Raw genomic sequence first — 25126 nt, 5'->3', positions numbered from 1 at the left:
CAATCGGTCGCCTGACGTGCTGTTCGACCGAATCGCTCACGGAGACCGAGGTTATGGACCTGCTCAGCCCCCGTCCCAGCGTTGGCCAGATCAAGCCGTACCGTCCCGTTCGCCCGCCCCGCGACGGCCGCCGGTGGATCGACCTGTCCCTGACCCACAATCCGCTTGGACCCAGCCCGCTGGCCCTGGATGCCTATTGCGAGGCGGCGGCCCGGATCCACTGCTATCCCGACTGGGACCAGGACCCGCTGCGCCACGCCATTGCGCGCCGCCATGCCATCGACGCCGACCACATCGTCTGCACCGCCGGATCGGAAGAGCTGATCCATCTGGTCGCGCAGGCCTTCGCCGGTCCCGGTGACGAGGTGCTGTGCCATGAGCGCGGCTATCGCGGCTTCGTCAAGGCGATCCGCGCCACCGGCGCCACCGCCGTCGTCGCGGCGGAGCGCGACATGGTGGTGGACGTGGAGGCGATGATCGACCGCGCGACGGAGCGCACGCGTATCTGCTTCCTCGCCAACCCGAACAACCCGACCGGCACCTACATCCCGGCGGAAGCCGTGCAGAGGCTGCGCGCCGGCCTGCCGCCGCACACGTTGCTGGTTCTGGATTCGGCCTATGCCGACTATTGCAGGATGCCGGATTACAGCGACGGGACGGAGATCGTCGAAAATTCCGACAATGTCCTGCTGATCCGCACCTTCTCCAAGATGCACGGGCTGGCCGGCCTGCGGGTGGGGTGGGGGTACGGCCCCTCCACGGTGATCGAAGCGGTGAACGCAATCCGCGGCGCCTTCAACGTCTCGCTGCCCGCCCAACTGACCGCCGCCGCCGCGCTGAGCGACGCAGAGCATGAGGAGGCGACCTTCGCCCACAATGCGCAGTGGCTGCCCTGGCTGTCGCGCGAGTTGGAGCGGGTGGGGCTGCGCGTCTATCCCAGCGTCTGCAACTTCGTACTGGCCCGCGTGCCGACCGATCCGTCGCTGGGAACCCAGGCGGTGATCGACCATCTGGCCCGGCGCGGCATCCTGGTGAAGCCGGTCGCCGACTATGGCCTGCCCGACTGCCTGCGCATCACCGTCGGCCGCGAGGAGGAGAACAAGGCGCTGGTCGTGGCGCTGGCCGAAATTCTCGGCTGAAGGCAGAGGATTTCGAGGCGAACAGCCGGCAGGGATTTTCGCTTCTTTTGATGCAGATCAACGAAGGGCATATCCGTTTCCGGATAAGGTCCATCTCGTCTCTAACCCTCCCTGTATCACTGAACCGGAGCATCCGCATGGATGTCTCCGGTTTTTCTTTGCGTGCAGGGCCACAGGTGAAAAGCGCCGTTCCGTTGACATGCATCAACGCGGCAGGCCGGGCGAGGGCGTAGACCTATGACTGTCTCTAACCCTCCCTGTTTCACAGGAGGCCCCGGTTCCGGTGCCTCCTGTTTTTTTGTCCGCAATCGGGCTCGGTTCAAGACGGCGGACGAGAGCGGTTCCAGCGCAGGATCAGCCCGAGCAGCGACAGCGGCACCACCACCACGGCGCCGATCAGGATATAGGGCAAGGCCCAGCCGCCGGCTTCGACCAACAGCGCAGCGATGTCCTGCACCGTTTGCCAGCTGTTGGTCAGGATGCTGGCCGGGTTGATGTTCAGAAACGACAGCACGAAGCCGACGACGAAGCACAACACCAGCGTCCGAATGATCCAGCCTACCAAGGCCCCATCTCCCGATCGTCACGGCGGAGCTTCCGCCTCGCCCGAAGGAACGCGCCGGCCCGCAAATGGGTTCCGGCATCCCGCGGTAGATGGGGCGGGGTGGACGGGGTGGTCAAGGGGGAGGGGCGTCGGCTGACGCCGCCCCAGCCTCACCCGGCGAGCGGAATATGCTCCCCCGCGCTGCGCGGCAGAACGCCGTCGAGCCGCGGGTCGCGGACTTCGCGGGCGACGTGGCGGGTGGGGACGAAGCCCATGCTCTGGTATAGCGGCAGCGCCTTCGGGTGGTCGAAGGTGCAGGTGTTGACGACCAGTTTGGACGCACCGCCCTCCCACGCCTTGCGGATGACCGTGTCGAGCAGCCAGGGGCCGAGCTTGTGGCCGATGAAGTCGGGGATCAGGCCGAAATAGGCCAGATCGGTCTCGCTGGTCCGCCGGTCCAGTTCGGCGAAGCCGGCGGGCGTGCCGTCGACATAAAGCACCCAGACCTCCACCAGTGGGTCGAGGATCGAGCGCTCCAGCTCCTTGCGCGGCATGCGGCGGCGTTCGTGCCACAGCCAGGGCTCTCCCACCGTGTCGTAGAGATAGCGGTAGAAGGACCAGGTCGGCGGATTCGCCCGCACCAGCGACAGGTTGCCCTTCGGATGGCGCACCGGTTCGTGGACCGGCGGCGCGGTCATCTGCAGATAGGTGACGATCACCGGCAGATGACCCGGCCGGCTGGCGGCGGGAACGTCGGGGCGGTTCAGGGAGAAGGGTTGGTCAGCCATTTTTGCATCATCGTGACGGGCGATCTGGCATAGCCGAGACATTCGTAGAAGGCCAGAACCCGTTGGTTGGTCTCACGGACGAGGAGTTGGACCTTGGGCATGCCGGCGGCAACCAGCCAGCCTTCCGCCTCCGCCACCATGCGGCGTCCGAGGCCATGGCCTTGCCGGGCCGGGTCGACGGCGACGTAATAGATCCAGCCGCGATGCCCGTCCTGCCCGACCATGGCGGTGGCGACGATCCTGCCGCCTTCGACCGCGGCAAGCACCGTCGAACTGGACTTCGACAGCGCCAGTGCGAAGTCGGCCGCCGGATCGTTCCAGGGCACCACCAGTCCGCAGGCGGTCCACAGTGCCACGACGGCGTCGCGGTCATCCGCGCTGCAGGGCCGGACGGTGACGGGATCGGTCACGGCTGCCGCGCTTCCGATTCCCGGGGTCCGGTTTCCAGCGGCAGATCCTCCCGCAGGCCCCATTCGGCCCAGGAGCCGTCATAGATGGCCACGTCCGGCTTGCCGACAGTGGCGAGGCCAAGCGCGATGACGCAGGCGGTGATGCCGCTGCCGCAGGAAGCGACCACCGGCCGGTCGAGGTCCAGCCCGGCGGCTCGCGCCTTGGCGGCGATGGCGTCCGGCGCCAGCAGGGTCTTGGCGTCCGGGTCGATCAGATCGGTATGGGGAAGATTGAAGCTGCCGGGAATCCGGCCGCTGCGCCGGCCGGGCCAGGGCTCCGCCACCGCGCCTTCGAATCGCGGCTGGGCGCGGGCGTCGGTGATCTGGTCGGCTTTCGCATCGATGTTGGCGAGCACCTGATCGGCGCTGCGGATCAGTTCCGGCCGCTTGCGCGCGGTGAAGTTAGCCGGCTGCACCGGGGCCGGCTCGCCCGATTCGGTCGGGCGCCCTTCCGCCACCCATTTCGGCATGCCGCCGTCCAGAACCGCCACGCGGTCGAAGCCGAACAGGCGGAACAGCCACCAGACGCGCGCCGCCGCGGTCGCCATGCCGGCGGTATCATAGACCACCACCGTGTCACCGTCGCCGATGCCCAGTGCGCCGATCTTCGCGGCGAAGGTCGCCTCGTCCGGGGCCATGTGCGGCAGCGGTTGGGTGTCTGGCGCCGCCACCTCATCGACGTCGCACAGGCGGGCGCCGGGGATATGGCTGGCCGCGAACTCCGCCCGGATGTCGCGCTTCAGGGCCGGCATATGCCAGGATCCGTCGAGCAGCTTCAGCCCCGGCCGGCCGAGGTTGCGGGCGAGCCAGTCGGTGGAGACGACGGGGCCGGTCAGCGGTTCAACGGTGCTGTCGCTCATGCTGCGCGTCCTTGAATTGGATCATTCGGGCAGAGAATCGCCGGGTAAGCAGTCAGTCCTTCAGCGCGATGACGACGCGCCGGTTCTGCTTGCCCTTGTTTTCGATCTTCGTCACCTCGATTCCGCCGATTTCGCCGGTGCGGGCGACATGGGTGCCCCCGCAGGGCTGCAGATCGACACCCTCCACGCTCAACAGGCGCACCCGGCCGCTGCCGGTCGGCGGCTTCACCGACATGGTTCGCACAAGTTCCGGCTTCGCCGCCATGTCCTCGTCGGTGATCCACTGGGTGCCGACGGGTGTGTCGGCGGCGATCAGCCTGTTCACCGCCTCAGCGATGGCATCCTTGTCCAGCGATTCGGCCGGGACGTTGAAGTCGAGCCGGCTCTTGTCCGCGCCGATCTGTCCGCCGGTGACCGATCCCGGAACCACTGCGCACAGCAGGTGCAGGGCGGTGTGCATCCGCATGTGGCGGTGGCGGCGCTCCCAATCGATCACCGCCTCCACCGCCGTGCCGGGGGCGGGCAGGTCCTGTCCATCCTCCGGCACATGGATGACGTCGTCGGGACCGCCGTCGCCCTTCACCGTGTCCTTGATGCGGACTTCCAGCCCGTCGAAGCGCAGGACCCCGCTGTCGCCCGGCTGGCCGCCGCCGGTCGGATAGAAGACGGTGCGGTCGAGCCTGATGCCGCGCTCGTCCACCGCGGTGACGGTGGCGATACAGCTGCGGGCGTAGGCGTCCTCGCGGAAAAGCGCGTCCATGTCTCCCCTGGGGCTCCCTTGGAAGGAATCAGGCCAGCCAGTCTGGCACGGGAAGATTCTTCTCACGGAGGAAGTCAGGATTGAAGAGCTTCGATTGGTAACGCTGCCCCCCATCGCACAGGATGGTCACCACCGTGTGGCCGGGGCCGAGGTCGCGCGCCACCCGTATCGCCGCGGCGATGTTGATGCCCGACGAGCCTCCCAGAACCAATCCCTGCGTCTTGATCAGGTCGAAGACGATCGGCAGCGCCTCCTCATCGGGGATCTGCAGCGCGTCGTCGATCGGTGCGTCTTCCAGGTTGGCGGTGATGCGGCCCTGGCCGATGCCTTCGGTGATGGAGCTGCCTTCCGACTTCAGCTCCCCCTTCGTGTAGTAGCTGAAAAGGGCGGCGCCCATCGGGTCGGCCAGCGTGATGCGGATGTTCGGGTTCCGCTCCTTCAGCGCCAGCGCGATGCCGGCCAGCGTGCCGCCGCTGCCCACCGCGCAAGTGAAGGCGTCCACCTTGCCGCCGGTCTGCTCCCAGATTTCCGGGCCGGTGGTGGTGCGGTGGCCTTCGCGATTGGCGGTGTTGTCGAACTGGTTGGCCCAGACGACGCCGTTCGGCTCCGTCTTCGCCAGTTCCTCGGCCAGCCGGCCGGAATAGCGGACGTAATTGTCGGGGTTGGAATAGGGAACCGCCGGGACGAGGCGCAGGTCGGCGCCGATCAGGCGCAGCATGTCCTTCTTTTCCTGGCTCTGCGTCTCCGGCATGACGATGACGGTGCGATAGCCCAGCGCATTGCCGACAAGGGCCAGCCCGATGCCGGTGTTGCCTGCGGTGCCCTCGACGATGGTGCCGCCGGGACGCAGCAGCCCGCGCTGTTCCGCGTCGCGGACGATGGCGAGCGCGGCGCGGTCCTTCACCGACCCGCCCGGGTTCAGGAACTCCGCCTTGCCCAGGATCTCGCAGCCCGTCGCCTTCGAAGGCCCTTCCAGGCGAATCAGCGGCGTGTTGCCGATGGCGCCGATGAAGCCGTTGCGGATGTCCAAGGCGGGTACTCCCAAGGTCTGATGTGGATTGCTGCCGATACTATCAGGTCTGGGGTCGGCGGTTTCAAGGCAGGGGTGTGAAATGCTGCATTGAACGTCTTGGTCGTGTGAAAAGGCGGACGTGTTCAGGACTGGAGCCAGCGCTTGCGCAAGGACTCGCGGTGGCGGGCGAGCCAGCCGATGGCGATGATGGCGACGGAGTTGCGCAGGCGGTTCTCGTCCATCATGCGGATCACCTCATCCGCCGGCAGGGCCATGATGCGGATATCCTCGTGCTCTTCCTCCAGCCCGCCGGTGGTGGCGAGGTTGCGGCTGTCGACCCGGCCGCAGAAGACGGTGACCAGTTCGGTGAAGGCGCCGGGGCTGACGTAATAATCGCAGATTTGCTCGATCTCCCGGATTTCGCAGCCGGCCTCCTCCAGCGATTCGCGACGCGCCACGTCTTCCGGCGTCTCGCCTTCACCGACCATGCCGGCGACGATCTCGGTCATCCAGGCGGGGCCGCCCGCCGCGGCGGAGCCGACGCGGAATTGTTCGATCATCACCACGGTGTCGCGGTCAGGATCGTACAGCAGGACGCCCACGGCCTCGCCGCGGTCGCAGACCTCGCGCGGAGGCAGAACGTCGGTCCAGGTCCCGTCGAACTTCTTGTGGCGCAGGCGGTAGACGTCGATGGTGAGGAAGCCCTTGTAGGGGGTCTTCTTGTCGAGGATCTCGATGTCGGGATGGTTCATGGTCGGCGCGGTCCCACGGGATGGCTGTTGCCGGCAGGGTGCACCGCCGGGACAGAGCCGACAAGCACGCGGCCGGGTGGTGCGGTCAAAGGGTAGGATTCAGCCGCAGGAATCGTACGCGGTCGGCCGATGGTATGGGTACCGGGGTCAGGGTGGCGCCGCGCATCACCTCCAGCGGGACGACCACCCCCGCCGGCCCAAGGCCCCAGAGCTTGCGGTAGAAATCGGCCAGTCCGGTGAAGCGTTGCCCGCCGACGCCGACGATCCGGTCGCCGGGACGCAATCCTGCCGATTCGGCCGGGCTGCGCGGCGATACCTTCTCCACCGTCAACTGGCCCATCTCCTCCCGCAGGGTGACGCCAAGCCAGGGACGCGCCGGCTCCTGCCGCTGCCCGTAGGCGAGCAGGTCGGCCAGGATCGGTTCCAGGGCGGAGACGGGGACGAACATGTTGCCGGGAAGGCCGCGGCCCTCCATCGCCTCCATCACCAGAAGCGATCCGATGCCGACCAGCCGGCCTTCGCGGTTCACCAGGGCGGCGCCGTTGAAGGCGCGGATCGGCGGGAAGGTGAACAGCGCCTCGTCCAGCAGATACTCCCAATAGCCGGCGAACTCCCGCTTGCTGACCACCTTGACGGCGGTGGCACCGCGGCCGTCGCCGCCGCTCAGCGCCAGCAGCGTGTCGCCTTCCTTCACCGCCGCCGAATCGGCCAGCCGCAGCCAGGGCGCCTGGAATCCCAATTCCGCCCGCAGCAGGCCGAACCCGCTGACGGGATCGTAGGCGATCATGTTGGCGGGATAGCTGCGCCCGTCGGCGGCGGTGACCTGGATCTGCGAGGCCTCCATCACCGTGTAGCCGATGGTCAGGATCAGGCCGGAGCCGTCGATGACGACGCCGCTGCCCTCGCGCTCCGTTCCCAGGCTGCGGGCGCTCTGGCTGTCGGGCGGCACGACGGCGCGGATGCCGACGATGGAGCGGACGACGCGCTCCGGATCCAGTTGCTCCGGTTCGGCCGCCGGGGCCGGTCCGAAGGCCAGAGCGAAGGCAAGGAACAGAATGCCGGCCGCCCAGCGCGGCGCGACCGGTGTTGAGACGACCCGCATGACACCGCACTCCCGCGCAATGGCAGGGCCAGAGGGCACCCCCGCCGCCGCGCGGCCCTGTCCGTCGCGACTCGGGTGACAGAGTCATGACATTGCGTGCGAGTCGCCGCGCATCAAGCCGTCATTCGTCTTGAGCCCGGCAGGAGGCACGGAAACATACCGGGGCCGCCCGCTGTTGTCCTGTGCGACCCAAGAGTCATATGGAAAGGCGATATCATGCCCATCAACAGCGATCAGGACCTGGAACGGGCGGTCCAGGAGTTCCAGCGCCTGAGCGACGCGCCGGAAGAGTCGGAGGAGGGACGCCGCCGCAGCGTTCTGGACGCGGACATCAAGGCGTATTACGCCCAGTGCGCCAACACGCTCCGGCCGGGGAAACCGCCCTCCACGGGTTGAGGGGAGGGATCGCGGCAACCGCGGCAAACCGGGCGGGGCGGCCGGCAATGAGGCCTGCCATCAGAAGGAGACCGGTCCGCGATGAAGCGACTCGACACCTGCTACACCTGCCGATTCTGGGAGGGGCAGGGGCTCCGCCAGCGCGGGCCCAAGGGGACCTGCCGGCGCTATCCGCCGGTGGTGACCCCGCGCAGCCCCGAAGGCGATTTCCCCATCACCCTGTCCACCGACTGGTGCGGGGAGTGGAAAAGGGTCGCCGTCGCGGCCGGCGCCGATCCCTCCGACCCGGACGGGACCATCTACGACGATCTGGTCGAATAGACCGGGCGTCAGCGCGGATGGGGCGGGATTACCAGGACCGGCGTGTTCTCGTAGGCCTGCGGCCTGCTGTCGGTCGCCGTCCCGTCCCAATCGGCGCTGAAGGCCAGCAGGGCCAACAGCACGGCCGCGAAGAACAGCAGGATGGCCGTGACGCAGTCGATGGTCCGGACCGGTTGTTCGCCGTTGTCTGGCGATCGACGATGGCCGGGGCCGTCGACCGGGGGGGCGGTGCGGAAGCGTTCGGACTGGAATGGCAGAAGCACGGCGAACCTCCATCGTCTGGAGACGCCCGGCCCACGACTTAGGTCCGGAATTGTTATCAAGTCTAACGCCATGCGGCTTCGCGTGGCATTTCGCTTCCGGCAAGTCTGGATCGTCTTTTGGGTCTAGTTCTGAGTAGAGCGGGCAGCCGTCGGACCTAGCCCGGCCGCTTTAAACCGAATTCGGGTACTGAAGCGCCACAGTCAAGCGGCAATAGCCGGAAAAGAGAAAAGGCCGGATGCGATGGGCATCCGGCCTTTTCAATCTGGCTCCCGGTGCTGGACTCGAACCAGCGACAAGCGGATTAACAGTCCGCTGCTCTACCAACTGAGCTAACCGGGATCGGTGACCGGCCTTTCGGCGGGCGCCGTTGTTGGCGTGGCGGGTGTATAGCCGAACCATTCGGCCCTGCCAAGCCAATTCCGACAGAAAAACGAATTTATTTTCGGAAGGGGGCGAGCAGGCATTTCATCAGCGAAAACAAGGCACAAACGCAAAAAACCCCGCCGGAGCGGGGCTGTGGTCTGGCCATTGCCTGGGGCTTTGGCTGTCGTCCGTCATTGTATCGTCAAACCGTCAGGTATGGAGGCACGGGCGGGAATCGAACCCACGTACACGGATTTGCAGTCCGCTGCATCACCACTCTGCCACCGCGTTTTCCTAAGGAAATCAACGGCCTAAGCAACCCAATAGCCCCCTCGCTCCATGGGAGCAAGATGGGAGCAAAATGGCTTACGTCGAGAAACGTGGGCAGAGCCTGCGGGTGGTTGTGCGGGTCCGAGGCAAGGTCGAGGCCCAACGGACTTTCCCCCTGGAAGCCGTCGAGGAAGCCCGGAAGTGGGGCGAGGAACAGGAAGCCGCCCTTGGAGTCGTGGGGAGGGGCAGGGGACGCAAGCGTGAGTCTGTGGCGCCTCGTAGGACGCTTCAGGATGCGCCCGAACCGAAACCGGCAGCAGACCTACCGGCCAGCACCACAGGCTATCCCCTGACGCTCAGGGAGGTCCTTACCCGCTATCTCACCGAAGAAAGTCCGAAGAAGAAGGGCCACGAACAGGAAAGGGGGCGGATTGGCTCTTGGCTGGCCCTTCCCCTGGCCGATAAGCGCATGGTGGATATAACAACGGTGGAGCTTGTGGAATGGCGACAGGCGGAAGAACAGCGGAAGGGCTGTAGAGGGCTTCCGATTTCCCCGTCAACAATCCGTAATAAGCTGGCAATCTTGTCCGCTATCTACCAACATGCCCGTAGCGAATGGGCGATGCCCGATCTTCAGAACCCCGTCCGTGGTGTGAAACTCCCGAAGAACCGGAAAGGGCGTGATGTCCGTCTTACGACAATCCAGCGTGAGGAACTGTGGAAGGAGCTTCGCAACCCAATCCGCAAACCCTACCTGTATTATATCGCTCGCCTTGCGGCGCTAACAGCAATGCGACAGGGGGAGCTTTGGCAGATTGCACGTTGGGAGTGCTGGGATAAGGCGAACGTAATTCACCTGACGGACACGAAGAACGGCGACAGCCGGGACGTTCCCCTTTCCACGGAGGCCGTGAAGGTTCTGCGGGAATGGTGGGTTGAGCAAGGTAGGCCGACCACTGGCCCTCTGTTCCCCGACGTGATGCGCCCCGGCACCGTTGTTCGCTCTTACCAGAAGGTCATTAGGGCAATCCGCAAAAGGAACCCTAGCTTCCCGCACATCACATTTCACGATCTTCGTCATATCGCAGCAACCGACCTAAGTAAGCGGCTTTCCAATGTTCTTGAATTGTCGGCTGTAACAGGGCACCGCAGCATTCAGGTATTGAAGAGATATTATAATCCCGACGCTTCGGAACTTGCGTCTAAGCTGGGTTAAGAACCGGCGGGGGGCTTTGTCCCCTCACCGTGATTTGCAATGTTATTTGCTGAGATACCAAGGCTCGTTCTTAGCTTCTTCGTGCCTATAGCGATACCTGAAGCACGTACTTCGCCGTTTTAATCAAATGTCGAGAATGCTAGATTGCGGGCGCAGGGGAGAACGAGTCGCGATTTTAGGAAGGAAATTTTATGACCTTGAATCTATCGCCTGAAAGAGATCAGCAGTTTGCCGTAATGGTCCCTTGTTCTCAAGAAAAATTCGGGGAGTTCATTGCGGGGCTGCTTGGAAAGCCCCACGTAATACGCGGCGCATATAGTGGCACCTTTGATATATCTTTAGAAGACGTGGAGAACTTTTATCATCTGTTGCAGCAGAGGATTTCAGAACAAAATTCAGCGCAGCTGGTTCAGTTCTCTGCGCTTGTGAAGTTCAATGATGGAACTTCCGTTGAGATACCATCTCTTGATGATCTTAGGAAGTATTCCGAGGTTAAGCCGGTGGTTTCTGCGGGTGTTACCATAACGTTTGTTTATCTTATACAATTTAAAGGAAAGGATTTCCCAGAGAGACAGCAGATCGAAATAGATATCCATTCTAGCAACGAGGATTTTGTAAAATCTCTTAATAAATTCAAGGACTATAACAAATTTTCTTTGAATGGCAATAGTTTCCATGAGAATACGGGGTATATATCTTTTAGGGTTTCTCATACTGCTCGAACTTGGGGGAGCGATATTGAGAACATTCTGAAGGACCATATCAAGGGGCTATTTAAAAGCAGGGACAGTAGGCTGAGAAAGTTTGCAAAAAATTGGACCATCTCCGTGTATATGGTGGGACTAATACTGAGTATGTCTATAATGATAACTGCGGGTTACTATATATCGAAAAAGTATCTTTCGACATTCGAGGATGGCTTGGTTAAAAGCATTGCCGGAGTTTCTGATCCTATAGAGGTTGTACGGGGTATGCTTTCTTATTCCGTGAAGTTTATGTTTGGCCCGGACCAATCATTCTTCATTGGTGCTTCGATGGCATATTTGATCTTTGGCACAGTGATATGTATGTTCTGGATGGCGTTCATCATGTTTCTTTTTGATGATCCAGAGCCAAGTTTTGTTAAGTTAACGCGAAAGTCCCTTGAGGATAGAGAAATTAAACTGCGGAGCTACAATGACGGCTGGGTTCTCTCCGTCACATTGTATCTATTTTCGATTTTCACGGCTGTTCTTGCTAATGGGATTAGTAGCCTTCTTTTTTAACGGTAACTGTAAGAGGGGTATCTACCCTTCAACTCATTAAAGTGAGGCCAGTTGATGTTTTAAGTGAACCATAACGCCACGGTACGCGAGGATTGGCGCTTGGTGGGTGAGGCCCTGTTGATCGGCCGTGCTGAATGCCTGTCCGAGAAAACCGGGAAGCTGAACAACAAGCGGTTCGGGGAATGGTGCCAGTCCAACGGCTTTGGTTCGATCAACACCACTACCCGGACCAACGCCGTGTGGCTTGCCGAAGAGTGGGAAAAGGTCGCCGCTGTTCTGGGTCAAACCCAGGACACAGCAAACGACCCGACCACGGTTCGCAAAGCCTACCGCAAGGCTACCGCCCTGGACGAAGAAACCGCCGTCAAAGCCATGAAGTTCTATCGCATGGCGGATAGCGACTCAGCTTCCCAGGCCGTTCCTGCGTTAAAACAGGCAATATTCAAGGATTTTCTTTGCCGATTGGTCCGCCCGCCATACTGCGGAACAAGCGTGTTCCTCGGCGAATATCGCGAACCTCTAACACATAGCCAAGGCCGGCAGATTTTAGCTTTTCCTCAACGTCCTTCGCAGCATCTTCGAGAATTTTAGCACAGATTGCATCATCGCCCTTGGGGCAGTACGCTAATGTTTGCAACTCAAAGTGCATAATGAATCCTCCCGTTAGACGAAAAGGCAAACGCTGATAGGGGAATTTCGTTCCACCGATGGTGGCGCCTATATCGCCGGTATGTGGAGGAAGGTGGAAGATGTGGAGATGCCCACAGGCGCCCTCAGGGACTCGCTACAGCGTCCCCACCATTGACCGCTACCCATGTAGCCACGCTCACGCCAAGGGCCTTCAGCGAGTCATCCACGGGCTTCCTGAAGGACACCCGCGACCATGAACGACCTGATTTGCGTTACCGCCGTTGAAGGTGAACCCCGTGTTCTGGACACGGAGCTTGCGGCGGCCCTTGGTATGCTGAACCCGCGCAAAATCCGCACGGACATTATCGCAGCGAACCGGGCCGAGCTTGAAGGCTTTGGACCTCTTTGGAGTGAACGCCTCCAAACTGGTGGCCGCCCCTCGACCGCCTATTACCTGAACGAAGAACAGGCCCTTTTGGTCGCCATGTTCTCCCGGACGGAAAAGGCGAAGGAGGTTCGGGCAACCTTGGTCCGGGTGTTCGCCGCATACCGCCGCGGTGATCTGGTGTAGGCCCCCCCCGGCGTTCCGGGTTCCCCAGACCTTCGCGGAAGCCCTGCGGCTTGCTGCGGACGATGCGGCCTTGGTGGTGCTGACGTGACTGAGGGGAAAAGTTGGTTCGTAAGTTATATAGGCCTCAGGCTGCCAACATCTCCCTTTGCTCCCCCTGTCTCCGAAGCCTCGCTACGGACACACCATTAACCGTATAACCAGACAGCAAAGCTATTTCGGTATTCGGTAGGTATCCATGGTCGCTAAGGAGATAGTTCAATCGCCATTTCTTATTATCAATGTTGGAAACCATTTCAGTGATCCCTGCATAGTCCAGACACCACCAGATATTATCCAACACCTCTTCATAGAAGACGGGGAAGATAATTGTTGATTTATCTCCCTGGAACACCCCAGAACCTTTACCGGGGATGACATTATGACCGTACTCAGCATGGAACACATTGTCCGGCACCAGTGCCCTTCGCTGTTGTCCGCCATAGGGCACCGTCTCAAGGAACCCGTGGTGATCCAAGAGCGCCCTGAGGGTGGAGTCGGCTATACCCCAGCGTTCCGCCATAGCGGCCACCGTAACGCCTTGCTTGTCCCGCCAGAGGGGTTCCCGGCGGAGGGTGGAAATCTTCGGAATGTGCATATCGTTGTTCGACCTTTGAGAATGGGTTGACCCGCTTACCGGCTTATCCGGTGCCCTGGTCCTGAGAGGCGGCAGAGGGCCTTCCTCCTAGGGGTGGGTGAATTGCGGGTTCTCAAAGGGTGGGGGAATTAGGCGTTGGTGTGACTGAGGGGGAATAAGACCTGAAGACCCTTTTTGAATGAATGCTCAATCCATGGTATGTAATAATCTTCCTGCACACCATAAATAGACAAATGGCGTGTTTTTGGCTACAAATCAAACTCCCCGCCCTCAGGGAGAAGGGAGGGGAGTGTAGGGAAGCCTAGGGTCTTAAGTGACCTACTATTCACAAAGACATCAATTCCATTTGGATATGTTTTGCATCAGTAATGAGGCTTTGACGCAAATTGCGCATTTAATCAAATGGGTTTGGTGAAGGGATCACGCGGTCGCTATTGTAGGAACTACCAGCAGACCCATCAAAAGGATTGGCAGGTGATCCTCTAAGAGCTGCAGAGCATCTGATTAGCTCGGGAAGCATTTCGCTTGTTCCAACAAGATTAAACCCATACCTTTGCTTTCCAAATCTTGCGTGAAGCGTTTTTGCTTGCCTAATTTTTTGAACATTATTCGCGTTAAGCTCAAATGTCATCCGAACCAAGTGGCCATCTCCATGCGCGTTAAAAGTTCCCACGTCAGCACCGTCAAGCTCAAATCCGACTTGGTAGTTTCCTTCTGGGATATTCCATTCAGGCCTTGTAAAGGAGATCAAAAATACATTTCCTCTCGTTATGCCGAAGCCTAGCGTCGTTCCGTTTTTGTATTTGTCAAAAGTCAGGCATACATTTGCACTGTATTCCACCTTCCAAGTTGCTACATTTGCCCAAGTCTTCCATTCGTCAGCCTGCGCAGGCATTGTAGAGGCGATTGCTATAGCTAAGCCCGCGAAAATCTGTTTGCTCATCAAGCACCTCCCTACACCTACATGATTCGTCTGACAGGATAAGCTTGTACTTATTTTTCGTCAATTTTCGATGGTGGTCTACAGACCTGATCGGATGCTAACCGGCTAGGTCTTACCTGAATGGTTCAAAGTGAGACCCGTCAGGTATTCTGCCAGTTGTTGCCCTCTCCGGCCCCGTTTAGCGCAGTGTACTCACCTTACGAACTTGCCACAGATTTATCGCGCTAGACGTCTCTGCAGGGTAAACCCAAGCAAGGCGTTCAGGCGAGACACCCAAGCCTAGGCTTCCTGTGTCTTATTTGGGTTGACGGGAATTGCAAGACGGTGCATCAAAGCAGGGTCTAGAGGCAAATGAGACAGGGGCGAGGCATCATGGCGGTTTACGGCTACGCACGGGTCAGCACCACCGATCAGAACCTTACCGTTCAGGAAGAGGCGCTTCGGGCCGCCGGCTGTGACGTGATCCGCACGGAGAAGGTTAGCGGCACCACCCGCAACGGACGGGCCGAACTGGAAACTCTTCTTCAGTTCCTCCGCCCTGGCGATACGCTCATGGTCACGCGCGTTGACCGCCTTGCCCGGTCCATCGCTGACCTTCAGGACATTGTGCGGGAACTGAAGGCCAAGGGCGCGGCGCTGAAGGCAACTGAACAGCCTATCGACACCAGCACCGCGGCCGGCAAAGCCTTCCTCGATATGCTGGGCGTGTTCGCGGAGTTCGAGACGAACATTCGCAAAGAGCGGCAGCTAGAGGGCATCGCCAAGGCCAAGGCTGACGGCGTCTACAAGGGCCGTAAGCCGTCCATCAATACCGCCGAGCTAATGGCCCTGAAGGCGGAAGGGCTGGGCGCAACGGAGATTGCCAAGCGACTCGGCATCGGCCGTGCCAGCGTCTACCGCATCCTTGGTTCTGACGCATGAACGGCGGGGCAGGGGGGTGGTAGGAGTCCCAAGGGACCGGAAGATACTGTCTGCCCTCCCCCGGCCCCCTGAAAACCGTGGTTCGTAGATCGGGGCTAAACCGCTGTTGATTAGTTGTTGTTCCGGCCCTTCATGGTAGGGAAGCCCGCCAGATTTTCCGAAGGGACTCCGGGCACCCCCCGCCCCCCTTCGATCTTCAATTCCCCGAGAGGGGGGCACCGTTCCGTAAATCGGCCCCACCGGGGGGAGGCGCGGCGCCTGGATTTTAACTGCCTCGTTCAAACTGTAGGCCAGTGGCGCCTTTGCTCCCATTCTGCTCCCACAGCACAAAAGGCTTCCCTGCGATGCCTGAAGGGAAGGGGCTGGACTGCGGCGAGTCGCTGAGGCAGATAGGGGGCATTCGTCGGGCAATGGATCAGCCGTGGGAGCAAAACGCCCACAGCAGGCCGAAGCCTTGGGTGCAATTGGGAGCAAGATGGGAGCAAATTGGGTGCCCTGCGCCAACTAGGCCTCAGGGCTAAAGGCTGAAAACCCTAAGGTTTCCAGAGGGTCAGGTATGGAGGCACGGGCGGGAATCGAACCCACGTACACGGATTTGCAGTCCGCTGCATCACCACTCTGCCACCGCGCCATCCTGACCGGCACCGGCGCGCCGTTTCCGGTGCGCCCTCGGTGTGGAGCGGTGGTATAGCGGCACGGAACGGAGCGGTCAAGGCGAATGGTGACGATTTTTGAACATCGCTGAACGTCCTGTGCGGACCCGTCCGCCGGCCCCATCCGATGCGGTCGCGCGGGGGCCGTTTTTCCGATCCCCGGCAAAGCCCCTCCACAGCCGTGGCCCGGATCCCTGTGGCGTTGTGTTCACCCGGCCTTTGCGGCTATATACCGCCATGGCAGGAAGCCGTCCGCTGTTCGGCTTGGTGCCGGTGTCGTCACAACACATCAATAAGCGACCGCCATGACCGATTTCGCCGCCGCACGCTATTTCATGGTCGAGGGACAGATCCGCCCCAACAAGGTGACCGATCATCGTCTCGTCGATGTCCTGTCGGAGCTTCCGCGCGAAGCCTTCGTACCTGAGTCGGCGCGCGGCGTCGCTTATGTCGACGACGATCTTCCCATCGGCAAGGGCCGCTTCCTGCTGGAGCCGATGGTGTTCGCCCGCATGCTGCAGGCGGTCGCCGTGCAGGAGACCGACCGGGTGCTCGACGTCGGCGCGGCCGGCGGCTATTCCACCGCGGTGCTGGCCCGCTTGGCCGCCTCCGTGATCGGCCTCGACTGCGACGAGGAACTGACCGCCGCCGCGACCGCGGCGCTGGCCGGGCAGGGCCTCACCAATGCCAAGGCCGTCACCGGTCCGCTGGCGGAGGGGTACGCCCAAAACGCCCCTTACGATGTCATCGTCGTCGAAGGTACCGTGCCGGAGGTGCCGGCGGCGCTGACCGAACAGTTGGCCGAAGGCGGGCGCCTCGTCGCGGTGGTCCAGGGCAGCGGCAGCGTCGGGGAGGTCCGCCTGTTCCAGCGCATCTCCGGCGTCGTGTCCAGCCGCATCCTGTTCGAAGCCAAGCCGCACGCGCTGCCGGGCTTCGAAAAGAAGGCGTCTTTCGTGTTCTGACCGGTTTTGCCGGTTGGAGAGGTCTTGAACTGAACCGTGCAGTTTACCTCTGCGCGGTTCTGCGCTACCGTCGCCGCCATCCTTGCACGAAAGTGAACATTCATGGCCGCACCGTTTGAGATCGAGGTGGAAGAGCTGGACCGTCGCCGGAAGGCCGGCGACGCAATGGTCGTCCTCGACGTGCGCGAACCGTGGGAGTTTGCGCTGTGCGCCATCGACGGCAGCCTGCACATCCCGATGAACGGGCTTCCCGGCCGGGTGGACGAGCTGCCGACGGACCGCGACGTCGTCGTCGTGTGCCATCACGGTGGGCGCAGCGCGCAGGTCACCATGTGGCTGCGTTCCAAGGGTTTCGACCGTGCCATCAACCTCGATGGCGGCGTCGATGCCTGGGCGCGCCGAATCGACCCGAACATGAAGGTCTACTGAACATGACCGTGCGAAGCCGTTTTGCGCGCCGCTGGCTGCTGGCGACGGCCCTGACCCTGACCGCCACCATGGGCACAGCAGTGACCGGCGGTGGTACGGCCCAGGCGCAGTCCCTCGAGCAGGCCCTCGCCCAGGCCTATGCGAACAACCCGACGATCGGCGCCCAGCGCGCCCGCCTGCGCGCCGTCGACGAAGGCGTGCCCCAGGCGCTGTCCGGCTACCGGCCGACGGCGCGGGTCACCGCCGGCATCACGCGCTCGATGGGCGAATCGAAATTCGACGGCGGTTCGACGGGGTCCGAGGCCAACGCGAAAAGCGTCGGCGTCACCGCGACCCAGCCGGTCTACGACGCCACCGTCGCTCCGGCCGTCCGCCGCGCCGAACGGCTGGTCGAGGCGCAACGCGCCACCCTGATCGCGTCGGAACAGTCGGTGCTGCTCGCCGCCGCCCAGGCCTATCTGGACATCGTCCAGAACCAGGCCATCCTACAGCTGCAGACCAACAACGAGCAGGTGCTGCGCCGACAGCTGGACGCCGCCCGCGACCGCTTCCGCGTTGGTGAGTACACCCGCACCGACGTCAGCCAGTCCGAGTCGCGCCTGTCGGCCGCCATCGCGTCGAAGATCTCGGCCGAAGGCACGCTCCGCGCCTCCCGCGCGACCTACGAGCGTCTGGTGGGATCGGCCCCCGGCGAGCTGAAGGCGCCCAAGCCGGCGTTCCGCCTGCCGAAGAACCTCGACGAACTGGTCGAACTGGCGCGCGCCAACAACCCCAACGTCCTGTCGGCCTCCTACACCGAGGCGGCACAGCGTGAGGCGGTGGATCAGCAGTACGGCCGCCTGCTGCCCTCGGTGAACCTGTCGGCCAGCGGCACCCGCACCTATGATCCGGGCCGCACGTCCGGCGTCGAGCTGAACCGCTCCGACAGCGCGCAGATCACCGCCCAGGTGACCATTCCGCTCTATCAGGCCGGCCAGCCCGAAGCGCTGGTCCGCGAGGCTAAGCAGACGGCCAACCAGGCCCGCCTGCAGATCGAGGAAAGCCGCCGCCAGGTCACCGAGTCGGCGGTCAGCGCCTGGCAGGCCCTGCAGACCGCGCGCGCCAGCATCGAGTCCTACTCGGCGCAGATCAAGGCGGCGCAGATCGCCCTGGAAGGCGTCCGTCAGGAGGCCCAGGTCGGGTCGCGCACCGTTCTGGACGTGCTGAACCAGGAACAGGAACTGCTGAACGCCCGCGTCTTCCTGGTGCGTGCCCAGCACGACGAGATGGTCGCGGCCTTCAATGTTCTGGCGGCCAGCGGACAGTTGACCGCCGACCGGCTCAATCTGCCGGTCCAGAAATACGACCCGCAGGCGAATTACGATAAGACGCGGGGCAAGTGGTTCGGAACTTCGGTGACCGAATGAACGAAGCGGCCCGCGAAAGCGGGCCGTTTTTGTATTATGGCTTTTTTGTCATCCCTGCCCTAGGTTTGGGTCAGGTTGACGTCTCGGGTTGCCACGATGAGCGATAAGGGCCAGCAAGAACCTTCGATGGAGGAAATCCTCGCCTCCATCCGGCGGATCATTTCCGAGGACGGCGAGCCGGCCAAGTCGGAAACCCAGGCGCCTTCGCCGCCTCCTCCGCCGCCCCCCCCTCCGCCGCCTCCGCCACCCCCGCCGGTGGATGAGGACGACGATGTCCTGGAACTGACCCAGATGGTGGAGGACGAGCCGGACGAACGCCCGGCCTTCGGTCAGCCGGACCCCGATCCCTGGCCCGACGAGCCGGCGTTTCCGGAGCCGCCGGCTCCGCCGCCTCCGCCCCCGCGTTGGGAAGAGCCGGAGCCCGAACCGATGCCGCCGCCGCGCCCGGCGCGCCGGCCGATGCCGGCCTTCGACGAGTTCGAGGATGACGAGCCGCCGCCCCCGCCGCGTCCGCGCCGCCGGCCGGTCGAGGTGGATGACGGGCTGATCTCCCGCCGGACGGCGGAGGACGCCTCGCACCATCTGACCCATCTGGCGCGCGAGTTGGGCGACGACCTGTCCATCGGTCCGATGCCCATCGGCATCCGCACGGTGGAGGAGGTGGTGCGCGAACTGCTGAAGCCGCTGTTGAAGGAGTGGCTGGACGAAAATCTGCCGACGGTGGTCGAACGCCTCGTACAGCAGGAGATCGACCGGATGATCCGGCGGTCGCAGAAATTCTGATCCTGCCTTTCTTGATCTCCGCCTTTCTGATCCCCGGTTGAGACGTTTCTAGCGAAAGTTCGTGGTGATGTTGGAAAAGACGTACCGGCCCGCCGAGGTCGAGGAGAAGCACTACCGCCTGTGGGAAGAGTCGGGCGCGTTCGCCGCCCAGCCGCAGGGGAACGGCAAGCCCTACACCATCATGATGCCGCCGCCGAACGTAACCGGCAGCCTGCACATGGGCCATGCGCTGACCTTCACCATCCAGGACGTGCTGACCCGTTACAACCGCATGCGCGGCCGCGATGCCCTGTGGCAGCCGGGGACCGACCATGCCGGCATCGCCACCCAGATGGTGGTGGAGCGCAATCTGGCGAAGGACGGCAAGACCCGCCACGATTTCGGCCGCGACGCCTTCATCGACAAGGTGTGGGAATGGAAGGCCGAATCGGGCGGCACCATCACCCGCCAGCTGCGCCGCCTGGGCGCCTCGCCGGATTGGCCGCGCGAACGCTTCACCATGGACGAGGGGCTGAGTCGCGCCGTCCGCAAGGTGTTCGTCGAGCTGCACCGCCAGGGCCTGATCTACAAGGACAAGCGGCTGGTCAACTGGGACCCGAAGCTGCACACCGCCATCTCCGACCTCGAGGTCGAGCAGAAGGAGATCAAGGGCAACCTCTGGCACTTCCGCTACCCCATCGACGGGGAGGAGGGGCGCTACATCGTGGTCGCTACCACCCGTCCGGAAACCATGCTGGGCGATACCGGCGTCGCGGTGCACCCGGAGGACGAGCGGTACAAGGACCTGATCGGCAAGATGGTCCGCCTGCCGCTGGTCGGCCGCCTGATCCCGATCGTCGGCGACGAATATGCCGATCCGGAAACCGGGTCGGGCGCGGTGAAGATCACCCCGGCGCACGACTTCAACGACTTCGAGGTCGGCAAGCGTTGCGGGCTCGAACAGATCAACATCATGGATCGGGACGCCCGGCTGAACGACAACGTTCCCGAGGCTTATCGCGGGCTTGACCGCTACGAGGCGCGCAAGCGGATCGTCGCCGAGCTGGAAGCGCTGGAGCTTCTGGAGAAGATCGAGCCGCACACCCACATGGTCCCGCACGGCGACCGCTCCGGCGTGGCCATCGAGCCGTGGCTGACCGACCAGTGGTATGTCGACGCCGCGACGCTGGCCAAGCCGGCGATCGAGGCGGTGGAGACCGGCAAGACGGTGTTCGTGCCCAAGCAGTGGGAGAACACCTATTTCGAATGGATGCGCAACATCCAGCCCTGGTGCATCAGCCGCCAGATCTGGTGGGGCCATCAGATTCCCGCCTGGTACGGCCCGGACGGCACCTTCTTCGTCGAGGAGACGGAGGAGGAGGCGCGCGCCGTCGCGACCAAGCATTACGGCAAGGACGTCGAACTGACGCGCGACGCCGACGTGCTCGACACTTGGTTCTCGTCGGCGCTGTGGCCATTCTCCACGCTGGGCTGGCCCGACCAGACGCCGGAGCTTGACCGCTATTACCCGACCGACGTGCTGGTGACCGGCTTCGACATCATCTTCTTCTGGGTTGCCCGGATGATGATGATGGGCCTGCACTTCATGAAGGATGTGCCCTTCCGCACCGTCTACATCCATGCCCTCGTCCGCGACGAGAAGGGGCAGAAGATGTCGAAGTCGAAGGGCAACGTCATCGATCCGCTGGAGATCATCGACCAGTACGGCACCGACGCGCTGCGCTTTACCCTGTCGGCGATGGCGGCGCAGGGCCGCGACATCAAGCTGGCGGTGAACCGGGTCGAAGGCTACCGCAACTTCGCCACCAAGCTGTGGAACGCCGCCCGCTATTGCCAGATGAACGGCTGCGAGCCGGTCGCCGGCTACAAGCCGGTCGGGCTGACCCAGACGGTGAACCGCTGGATCGTCGGCGCGCTGGCCGATGCGACGAAGAAGGTCGCCGAGTCGATCGACGCATACAAGTTCAACGAGGCCGCGGGCGCCGCCTACCAGTTCACCTGGGGCACCTTCTGCGACTGGTACATGGAGTTCACCAAGCCGATCCTCGCCGGCACGGACGAGGCGGCGAAGGCGGAGACTCGGGCAACCACCGCCTGGGTGCTCGACCAGATCCTGCACATCCTGCACCCGCTGATGCCCTTCATCACCGAGGAGCTGTGGGAGCAGCTGTCGCCGGCCCGCGCCAACCGCCTGATCTCGGCGGAATGGCCGGAGTTCGCCGCCGACATGGTCGATCCGGCCGCGCGCGACGAGATGGATTGGGTGGTGCGGCTGATCACCTCGGTCCGTTCCATGCGGTCGGAGATGAACGTCCCGCCGGCGGCGCAGATCGAGCTGAAGCTGAAGGACCCGAACGCGGTCAGCCTGAAGCGGCTGGACACCCACCGCGACCTGATCCTGCGCATGGCCCGCCTGTCCAACGTGGAACCGCTCCAGGGCGACGTGCCGAAGAGCAGCGTGCAGGCGGTGCTGGACGAGACCACGCTGGTGCTGCCGCTGGAAGGCATCGTCGATCTCGACAAGGAGAAGGCGCGCCTGTCCAAGGAGATCGACAAGCTGGCGGGCGAGATCAAGAAGATCGATGCCAAGCTGTCGAACGAGCAGTTCGTCGCCAAGGCTCCGGAAGAGGTGATCGAGGAGCAGCGCGACCGCCGCGAGGCCGCCGACCAGACCCGCGACAAGCTGCAGAAGGCGCTGGAGATGCTGGCCGGCTGATCGACTGCCATTGGCAACGGAAAAGCCCCTCCCTCGCAGCAGCGGGGGAGGGGCTTTTCGTTTTCGGCGTCCGGTGCCGGAGAGCGGGGCAGGAGCTTTGGTTCAGCCCCGCAGCAGCCCCCGCAGACGATAGAGTTCGTCCAGCGCCTGCCGCGGCGTCAGGCTGTCCGGGTCGATTCCAGCCAAGGCTTCCTCGACCGGCGACGGTCCGGCCGGTGCTTCCGCCAGCACCTCCGCCTTGGGCACCGGCCGCTTCAATGCGGCGCTGAACAGCGGCAGGTCTTCGGCCAGCCGGTGGATCGTGGCGTTCTGGTCGCCCGATTCCAGCAGCTTCAGCACCTCGTCGGCCCGTCCGACCACCGCGGGCGGCAGGCCCGCCAGCTTGGCGACATGGATGCCATAGCTCCGGTCGGCAGAACCGGCCGTCACTTCGTGCAGGAACACGACGTCGCCCTGCCATTCCTTGATCCGCATGGTGTGGCAGGACAGCGACGGCAGCTTCGACGCCAGCATCGTCAGTTCGTGGTAATGGGTGGCGAACAGCGCGCGGCAGCGGTTGACGTCGTGCAGATGCTCGACGCAGGCCCAGGCGATGGACAGGCCGTCGAAGGTCGCGGTGCCGCGGCCGATCTCGTCCAGGATCACCAGGGCGCGCGCGCCGGACTGGTTCAGGATCGCCGCCGTTTCCACCATCTCCACCATGAAGGTGGACCGCCCGCGGGCGAGGTCGTCGGCGGCGCCGACGCGGCTGTAGAGCCGGTCGACCACGCCGATATGCGCCCGCTCCGCCGGGACGAAGCTGCCCATCTGGGCCAGCACGGCGATCAACGCGTTCTGGCGCAGGAAGGTCGATTTACCGGCCATGTTCGGGCCGGTCAGCAGCCAGAGCCGGTTGTCGGGCGCGAGGTCGCAGTCGTTGGCGACGAACGGCCCGCCATGGGCGGCGTCCAGCACCGCCTCCACCACCGGATGCCGGCCGCCCTTGATGGCGAAGGCGAGGCTGTCGTCCACCAGCGGCCGGCTGTAGCGCCGCTCCTCCGCCAGTTCGGCCAGCGAGGTGGCGACGTCCAGCGCCGCCAGCGCATGGGCGGCCTGGGCGATGGCATCGGCCCGCGCCGCCACCGACTCCACCAGCCCGGCGAACAGCTCCAGTTCCACCGCCAGCGCTTTGTCGGCGGCCTCGGAGATGCGGCGTTCCAGGTCCGACAGCTCCACCGTGCCGAACCGCACGGCGTTCGCCATGGTCTGGCGGTGCATGAACACTTCGCGGCCCTTGTCCGACATCAGCTTGTCGGCATGGGCGGCGGTGACCTCGATGTGATAGCCCAGCACGTTGTTGTGCTTGACCTTCAGCGACGGCACCCCGGCGATCTCGGCGTATTTCGTCTGCAGCCCGGCGATCAGCCGGCGGCTCTCGTCGCGCAGCGTCACCAGTTCGTCCAGTGCATAGCTGTAGTCGCGGGCGATGAAGCCGCCGTCGCGGGCCAGCAGCGGCAGCTCCGGCGCCAGCGCCTGGGTCAGCTGGTCGACCAGTTCCGAATGGGCGCCCAGCCGCTTGTCGAGCGCCGCCAGCCCGTCCGGCAGCGGCATGGCGCCGGCCAGCAGTTCGCGGATCAGCCCCGCCTGCCGCAGCCCGTCGCGGATGGCCGCCAAATCGCGGGGCCCCCCGCGGCCCAGCGTCAGGCGCGACAGCGCGCGTTCCAGATCGGGGCAACTGCGCAGGGACTGGTGCAGGTCGCCGCGCAGCCGCTCCTCCGCCAGCGCGAACTCCACCATGTCGAGCCGGCGTCCGATGGCAGCGGGATCGGTCAGCGGGGCTGCGAGATGGGCGCAGAGCAGGCGCGCGCCGGCTCCCGTCACGGTGCGGTCGATGGTGGCGAGCAGGCTGCCGCGCCGTTCCCCGGTCAGCGTCCGGGTCAGTTCAAGGTTGCGGGCGGTGGAGGCGTCGATCTCCATCACCGCACCCGGCCCGACGCGCCGCGGCGACGACAGGCGGGGCACACGGCCCTTCTGCGTCAACTCGACATAGCCGACCAGCGCACCGGCCGCCGCGACCTCCGCCCTGGTGAAGCTGCCGAAGGCGTCCAGCGTGCCGACTCCATATTGGGTCAGCAGGCGCTGCTTGCCGTTCTCGCTGTCGAAACGCGGGGTGGGCTGCACGGTCAGCCGCGACTTCCATTCCCCCCAAAGCTCGAACAGTTCAGGCGTCTGCGACAGCTTTTCGGAGATCAGCACTTCCTGCGGGTCGAGCCGGCCAAGCGCGGCACCAAGCCCGGTCCGCTCCACCGGCTGCACCACCAGTTCGCCGGTCGACATCTCCAGCCATGCCAGCCCCAGCCCGCCGGCAGCCTCGGCCACCGCCGCCAGCCAGTTGGAGGAGCGGGAATCGAGGAGGCTGTCCTCGGTCAGGGTGCCGGGGGTGACGATGCGGATGACGCCGCGCTTCACGACCGACTTGGAGCCGCGCTTCTTCGCCTCCGCCGGGTCTTCCATCTGTTCGCAGATGGCGACGCGGAAGCCCTGGCGGATCAGGCGCTGCAGGTAATTCTCGTGGCTGTGCACCGGCACGCCGCACATTGGGATGTCTTCGCCCAGATGCTGGCCGCGCTTGGTCAGCGCGATGTCCAGCGCCGCCGCGGCATTCACCGCATCCTCGAAGAACATCTCGTAGAAGTCGCCCATCCGGTAGAACAGCAGGCAATCGGGATGCGCCTGCTTGATCTCCAGATACTGCGCCATCATCGGGGTGGCGTCGGGCGGAATGACGATTTCTGCGGTGTCGGACACGGGAACCATGCGGCGGTGGATGGGTGTTGCTTCAGCGGCGCACCCTATCACGGGATATGCAGCCACGGGATAGGCGGGATGGCCGGTGATGGGACAATCCGATCTGCAGGACCGACCCGGGCTGCGACCCCGTCGCGGTTGACGAGTGCTTGCCGCCGGTCGCTACAATAGGGCAGGGCCCTCGCCTGGA

Annotated in this window: 25 protein-coding genes and 2 tRNA genes; 13 read left to right on the top strand and 14 right to left on the bottom strand. The window is 63.6% G+C overall.

Features of this window, described 5'->3' with window-relative positions:
• Positions 1 to 53 precede the first annotated feature (53 nt).
• A complete protein-coding gene (locus tag ACWPKK_RS06820; protein WP_452002132.1) occupies positions 54 to 1139 on the top strand; it encodes a pyridoxal phosphate-dependent aminotransferase in 1086 nt (361 codons plus the stop codon).
• A gap of 319 nt (positions 1140 to 1458) precedes the next feature.
• Here the strand turns inward: ACWPKK_RS06820 and ACWPKK_RS06815 are convergent, their stop codons facing one another.
• The 8 genes from ACWPKK_RS06815 to ACWPKK_RS06780 form a co-directional block, all read right to left on the bottom strand.
• Positions 1459 to 1704, bottom strand: coding sequence for a hypothetical protein (locus tag ACWPKK_RS06815; protein WP_324868035.1), 246 nt, complete (start codon positions 1702 to 1704; stop codon positions 1459 to 1461).
• A gap of 149 nt (positions 1705 to 1853) precedes the next feature.
• Positions 1854 to 2471 carry a GNAT family N-acetyltransferase gene (locus tag ACWPKK_RS06810; RefSeq protein ID WP_452002129.1) on the bottom strand — a complete coding sequence of 206 codons (618 nt, stop codon included), beginning with the start codon at positions 2469 to 2471 and terminating at the stop codon, positions 1854 to 1856.
• Complete coding sequence (locus ACWPKK_RS06805; RefSeq protein WP_452002126.1) at positions 2447 to 2881, bottom strand: GNAT family acetyltransferase; 435 nt, start codon at positions 2879 to 2881, stop codon at positions 2447 to 2449. The genes ACWPKK_RS06810 and ACWPKK_RS06805 overlap by 25 nt, the downstream gene beginning before the upstream one ends.
• The gene (locus ACWPKK_RS06800; RefSeq protein WP_452002124.1) at positions 2878 to 3780 is read right to left on the bottom strand and encodes a sulfurtransferase; all 903 of its coding nucleotides are present in this window, start codon (positions 3778 to 3780) and stop codon (positions 2878 to 2880) included. Before ACWPKK_RS06800 ends, ACWPKK_RS06805 begins: the two co-directional genes overlap by 4 nt.
• A gap of 52 nt (positions 3781 to 3832) precedes the next feature.
• Positions 3833 to 4540, bottom strand: a complete 708-nt coding sequence (locus tag ACWPKK_RS06795; protein ID WP_452002121.1) for an alanyl-tRNA editing protein — start codon at positions 4538 to 4540, stop codon at positions 3833 to 3835.
• Between the two features lie 28 nt (positions 4541 to 4568).
• Positions 4569 to 5570: a cysteine synthase A gene (locus ACWPKK_RS06790; RefSeq protein WP_452002118.1), complete on the bottom strand. Its 1002-nt coding sequence runs from the start codon at positions 5568 to 5570 to the stop codon at positions 4569 to 4571.
• A 125-nt stretch (positions 5571 to 5695) separates the two neighbouring features.
• Positions 5696 to 6304, bottom strand: coding sequence for an NUDIX domain-containing protein (locus ACWPKK_RS06785; RefSeq protein WP_324868047.1), 609 nt, complete (start codon positions 6302 to 6304; stop codon positions 5696 to 5698).
• An 85-nt stretch (positions 6305 to 6389) separates the two neighbouring features.
• Complete coding sequence (locus ACWPKK_RS06780; protein WP_324868049.1) at positions 6390 to 7406, bottom strand: S1C family serine protease; 1017 nt, start codon at positions 7404 to 7406, stop codon at positions 6390 to 6392.
• A 216-nt stretch (positions 7407 to 7622) separates the two neighbouring features.
• Between ACWPKK_RS06780 and ACWPKK_RS06775 the strand changes: the two genes are divergently transcribed.
• The gene (locus ACWPKK_RS06775) at positions 7623 to 7802 is read left to right on the top strand and encodes a hypothetical protein (protein ID WP_324868051.1); all 180 of its coding nucleotides are present in this window, start codon (positions 7623 to 7625) and stop codon (positions 7800 to 7802) included.
• A gap of 81 nt (positions 7803 to 7883) precedes the next feature.
• Entirely contained in the window at positions 7884 to 8123 is a 240-nt protein-coding gene (locus ACWPKK_RS06770) for a hypothetical protein (RefSeq protein WP_310113376.1), read from the top strand.
• Between the two features lie 8 nt (positions 8124 to 8131).
• Here ACWPKK_RS06770 and ACWPKK_RS06765 read toward each other — a convergent pair whose 3' ends face one another.
• Entirely contained in the window at positions 8132 to 8386 is a 255-nt protein-coding gene (locus tag ACWPKK_RS06765) for a hypothetical protein (protein WP_310113378.1), read from the bottom strand.
• Positions 8387 to 8650: 264 nt separating this feature from the next.
• Positions 8651 to 8726: transfer RNA gene (locus ACWPKK_RS06760), tRNA-Asn, on the bottom strand.
• 385 nt (positions 8727 to 9111) lie between these two features.
• Here ACWPKK_RS06760 and ACWPKK_RS06755 point away from each other — a divergent pair.
• The 4 genes from ACWPKK_RS06755 to ACWPKK_RS06740 all read left to right on the top strand — a co-directional run bounded on the left by ACWPKK_RS06755 (position 9112) and on the right by ACWPKK_RS06740 (position 12702).
• The gene (locus ACWPKK_RS06755; protein ID WP_452002114.1) at positions 9112 to 10236 is read left to right on the top strand and encodes a tyrosine-type recombinase/integrase; all 1125 of its coding nucleotides are present in this window, start codon (positions 9112 to 9114) and stop codon (positions 10234 to 10236) included.
• A 191-nt stretch (positions 10237 to 10427) separates the two neighbouring features.
• Positions 10428 to 11501 carry a hypothetical protein gene (locus tag ACWPKK_RS06750; protein WP_452002112.1) on the top strand — a complete coding sequence of 358 codons (1074 nt, stop codon included), beginning with the start codon at positions 10428 to 10430 and terminating at the stop codon, positions 11499 to 11501.
• Positions 11502 to 11603: 102 nt separating this feature from the next.
• Entirely contained in the window at positions 11604 to 12092 is a 489-nt protein-coding gene (locus ACWPKK_RS06745) for a hypothetical protein (protein WP_452002109.1), read from the top strand.
• Between the two features lie 292 nt (positions 12093 to 12384).
• Positions 12385 to 12702: a hypothetical protein gene (locus ACWPKK_RS06740; RefSeq protein ID WP_452002106.1), complete on the top strand. Its 318-nt coding sequence runs from the start codon at positions 12385 to 12387 to the stop codon at positions 12700 to 12702.
• Between the two features lie 124 nt (positions 12703 to 12826).
• Here ACWPKK_RS06740 and ACWPKK_RS06735 read toward each other — a convergent pair whose 3' ends face one another.
• Positions 12827 to 13336: a hypothetical protein gene (locus ACWPKK_RS06735; RefSeq protein ID WP_452002104.1), complete on the bottom strand. Its 510-nt coding sequence runs from the start codon at positions 13334 to 13336 to the stop codon at positions 12827 to 12829.
• Between the two features lie 394 nt (positions 13337 to 13730).
• Positions 13731 to 14279: a hypothetical protein gene (locus ACWPKK_RS06730; protein ID WP_452002101.1), complete on the bottom strand. Its 549-nt coding sequence runs from the start codon at positions 14277 to 14279 to the stop codon at positions 13731 to 13733.
• Positions 14280 to 14651: 372 nt separating this feature from the next.
• On the opposite strand from ACWPKK_RS06730, the gene ACWPKK_RS06725 reads away from it, so the two are divergent.
• Positions 14652 to 15200, top strand: a complete 549-nt coding sequence (locus ACWPKK_RS06725) for a recombinase family protein (protein WP_452002098.1) — start codon at positions 14652 to 14654, stop codon at positions 15198 to 15200.
• A gap of 557 nt (positions 15201 to 15757) precedes the next feature.
• On the opposite strand, the gene ACWPKK_RS06720 is transcribed toward ACWPKK_RS06725, so the two are convergent.
• Positions 15758 to 15831 (bottom strand) — tRNA-Cys (locus ACWPKK_RS06720).
• A 327-nt stretch (positions 15832 to 16158) separates the two neighbouring features.
• Here ACWPKK_RS06720 and ACWPKK_RS06715 point away from each other — a divergent pair.
• From ACWPKK_RS06715 to ACWPKK_RS06695, 5 genes are all read left to right on the top strand, one after another.
• On the top strand, positions 16159 to 16815 hold the full coding sequence (locus tag ACWPKK_RS06715) for a protein-L-isoaspartate O-methyltransferase family protein (RefSeq protein ID WP_452002096.1): 657 nt from the start codon (positions 16159 to 16161) through the stop codon (positions 16813 to 16815).
• Positions 16816 to 16917: 102 nt separating this feature from the next.
• Complete coding sequence (locus ACWPKK_RS06710; protein ID WP_149221780.1) at positions 16918 to 17244, top strand: rhodanese-like domain-containing protein; 327 nt, start codon at positions 16918 to 16920, stop codon at positions 17242 to 17244.
• Positions 17245 to 17246: 2 nt separating this feature from the next.
• On the top strand, positions 17247 to 18650 hold the full coding sequence (locus ACWPKK_RS06705) for a TolC family outer membrane protein (protein WP_324871542.1): 1404 nt from the start codon (positions 17247 to 17249) through the stop codon (positions 18648 to 18650).
• A 96-nt stretch (positions 18651 to 18746) separates the two neighbouring features.
• Positions 18747 to 19433 (top strand): DUF2497 domain-containing protein, encoded by a 687-nt coding sequence (locus ACWPKK_RS06700; protein WP_452002092.1) that lies wholly within the window; start codon positions 18747 to 18749, stop codon positions 19431 to 19433.
• Positions 19434 to 19500: 67 nt separating this feature from the next.
• The gene (locus ACWPKK_RS06695; RefSeq protein WP_452002089.1) at positions 19501 to 22149 is read left to right on the top strand and encodes a valine--tRNA ligase; all 2649 of its coding nucleotides are present in this window, start codon (positions 19501 to 19503) and stop codon (positions 22147 to 22149) included.
• A gap of 102 nt (positions 22150 to 22251) precedes the next feature.
• Here the strand turns inward: ACWPKK_RS06695 and mutS are convergent, their stop codons facing one another.
• Positions 22252 to 24945, bottom strand: coding sequence for a DNA mismatch repair protein MutS (mutS, locus tag ACWPKK_RS06690; RefSeq protein ID WP_452002086.1), 2694 nt, complete (start codon positions 24943 to 24945; stop codon positions 22252 to 22254).
• Between the last annotated feature and the right edge of the window lie 181 nt (positions 24946 to 25126).

It is taken from the genome of Azospirillum largimobile, assembly GCF_977007025.2.
This window is presented reverse-complemented; position numbering and strand designations above follow the sequence as displayed.

What these genes read in the sequence shown, in the direction of transcription:
- ACWPKK_RS06820 (WP_452002132.1), top strand. Translation starts at nt 54, where the DNA reads ATGGACCTGCTCAGCCCCCGTCCCAGCGTTGGCCAGATCAAGCCGTAC.
- ACWPKK_RS06810 (WP_452002129.1), bottom strand. Translation starts at nt 2,471, where the DNA reads ATGGCTGACCAACCCTTCTCCCTGAACCGCCCCGACGTTCCCGCCGCC.
- ACWPKK_RS06800 (WP_452002124.1), bottom strand. Translation starts at nt 3,780, where the DNA reads ATGAGCGACAGCACCGTTGAACCGCTGACCGGCCCCGTCGTCTCCACC.
- ACWPKK_RS06795 (WP_452002121.1), bottom strand. Translation starts at nt 4,540, where the DNA reads ATGGACGCGCTTTTCCGCGAGGACGCCTACGCCCGCAGCTGTATCGCC.
- ACWPKK_RS06785 (WP_324868047.1), bottom strand. Translation starts at nt 6,304, where the DNA reads ATGAACCATCCCGACATCGAGATCCTCGACAAGAAGACCCCCTACAAG.
- ACWPKK_RS06780 (WP_324868049.1), bottom strand. Translation starts at nt 7,406, where the DNA reads ATGCGGGTCGTCTCAACACCGGTCGCGCCGCGCTGGGCGGCCGGCATT.
- ACWPKK_RS06775 (WP_324868051.1), top strand. Translation starts at nt 7,623, where the DNA reads ATGCCCATCAACAGCGATCAGGACCTGGAACGGGCGGTCCAGGAGTTC.
- ACWPKK_RS06770 (WP_310113376.1), top strand. Translation starts at nt 7,884, where the DNA reads ATGAAGCGACTCGACACCTGCTACACCTGCCGATTCTGGGAGGGGCAG.
- ACWPKK_RS06755 (WP_452002114.1), top strand. Translation starts at nt 9,112, where the DNA reads ATGGCTTACGTCGAGAAACGTGGGCAGAGCCTGCGGGTGGTTGTGCGG.
- ACWPKK_RS06750 (WP_452002112.1), top strand. Translation starts at nt 10,428, where the DNA reads ATGACCTTGAATCTATCGCCTGAAAGAGATCAGCAGTTTGCCGTAATG.
- ACWPKK_RS06740 (WP_452002106.1), top strand. Translation starts at nt 12,385, where the DNA reads ATGAACGACCTGATTTGCGTTACCGCCGTTGAAGGTGAACCCCGTGTT.
- ACWPKK_RS06735 (WP_452002104.1), bottom strand. Translation starts at nt 13,336, where the DNA reads ATGCACATTCCGAAGATTTCCACCCTCCGCCGGGAACCCCTCTGGCGG.
- ACWPKK_RS06730 (WP_452002101.1), bottom strand. Translation starts at nt 14,279, where the DNA reads ATGAGCAAACAGATTTTCGCGGGCTTAGCTATAGCAATCGCCTCTACA.
- ACWPKK_RS06725 (WP_452002098.1), top strand. Translation starts at nt 14,652, where the DNA reads ATGGCGGTTTACGGCTACGCACGGGTCAGCACCACCGATCAGAACCTT.
- ACWPKK_RS06715 (WP_452002096.1), top strand. Translation starts at nt 16,159, where the DNA reads ATGACCGATTTCGCCGCCGCACGCTATTTCATGGTCGAGGGACAGATC.
- ACWPKK_RS06710 (WP_149221780.1), top strand. Translation starts at nt 16,918, where the DNA reads ATGGCCGCACCGTTTGAGATCGAGGTGGAAGAGCTGGACCGTCGCCGG.
- ACWPKK_RS06705 (WP_324871542.1), top strand. Translation starts at nt 17,247, where the DNA reads ATGACCGTGCGAAGCCGTTTTGCGCGCCGCTGGCTGCTGGCGACGGCC.
- ACWPKK_RS06700 (WP_452002092.1), top strand. Translation starts at nt 18,747, where the DNA reads ATGAGCGATAAGGGCCAGCAAGAACCTTCGATGGAGGAAATCCTCGCC.
- ACWPKK_RS06695 (WP_452002089.1), top strand. Translation starts at nt 19,501, where the DNA reads ATGTTGGAAAAGACGTACCGGCCCGCCGAGGTCGAGGAGAAGCACTAC.
- mutS (WP_452002086.1), bottom strand. Translation starts at nt 24,945, where the DNA reads ATGGTTCCCGTGTCCGACACCGCAGAAATCGTCATTCCGCCCGACGCC.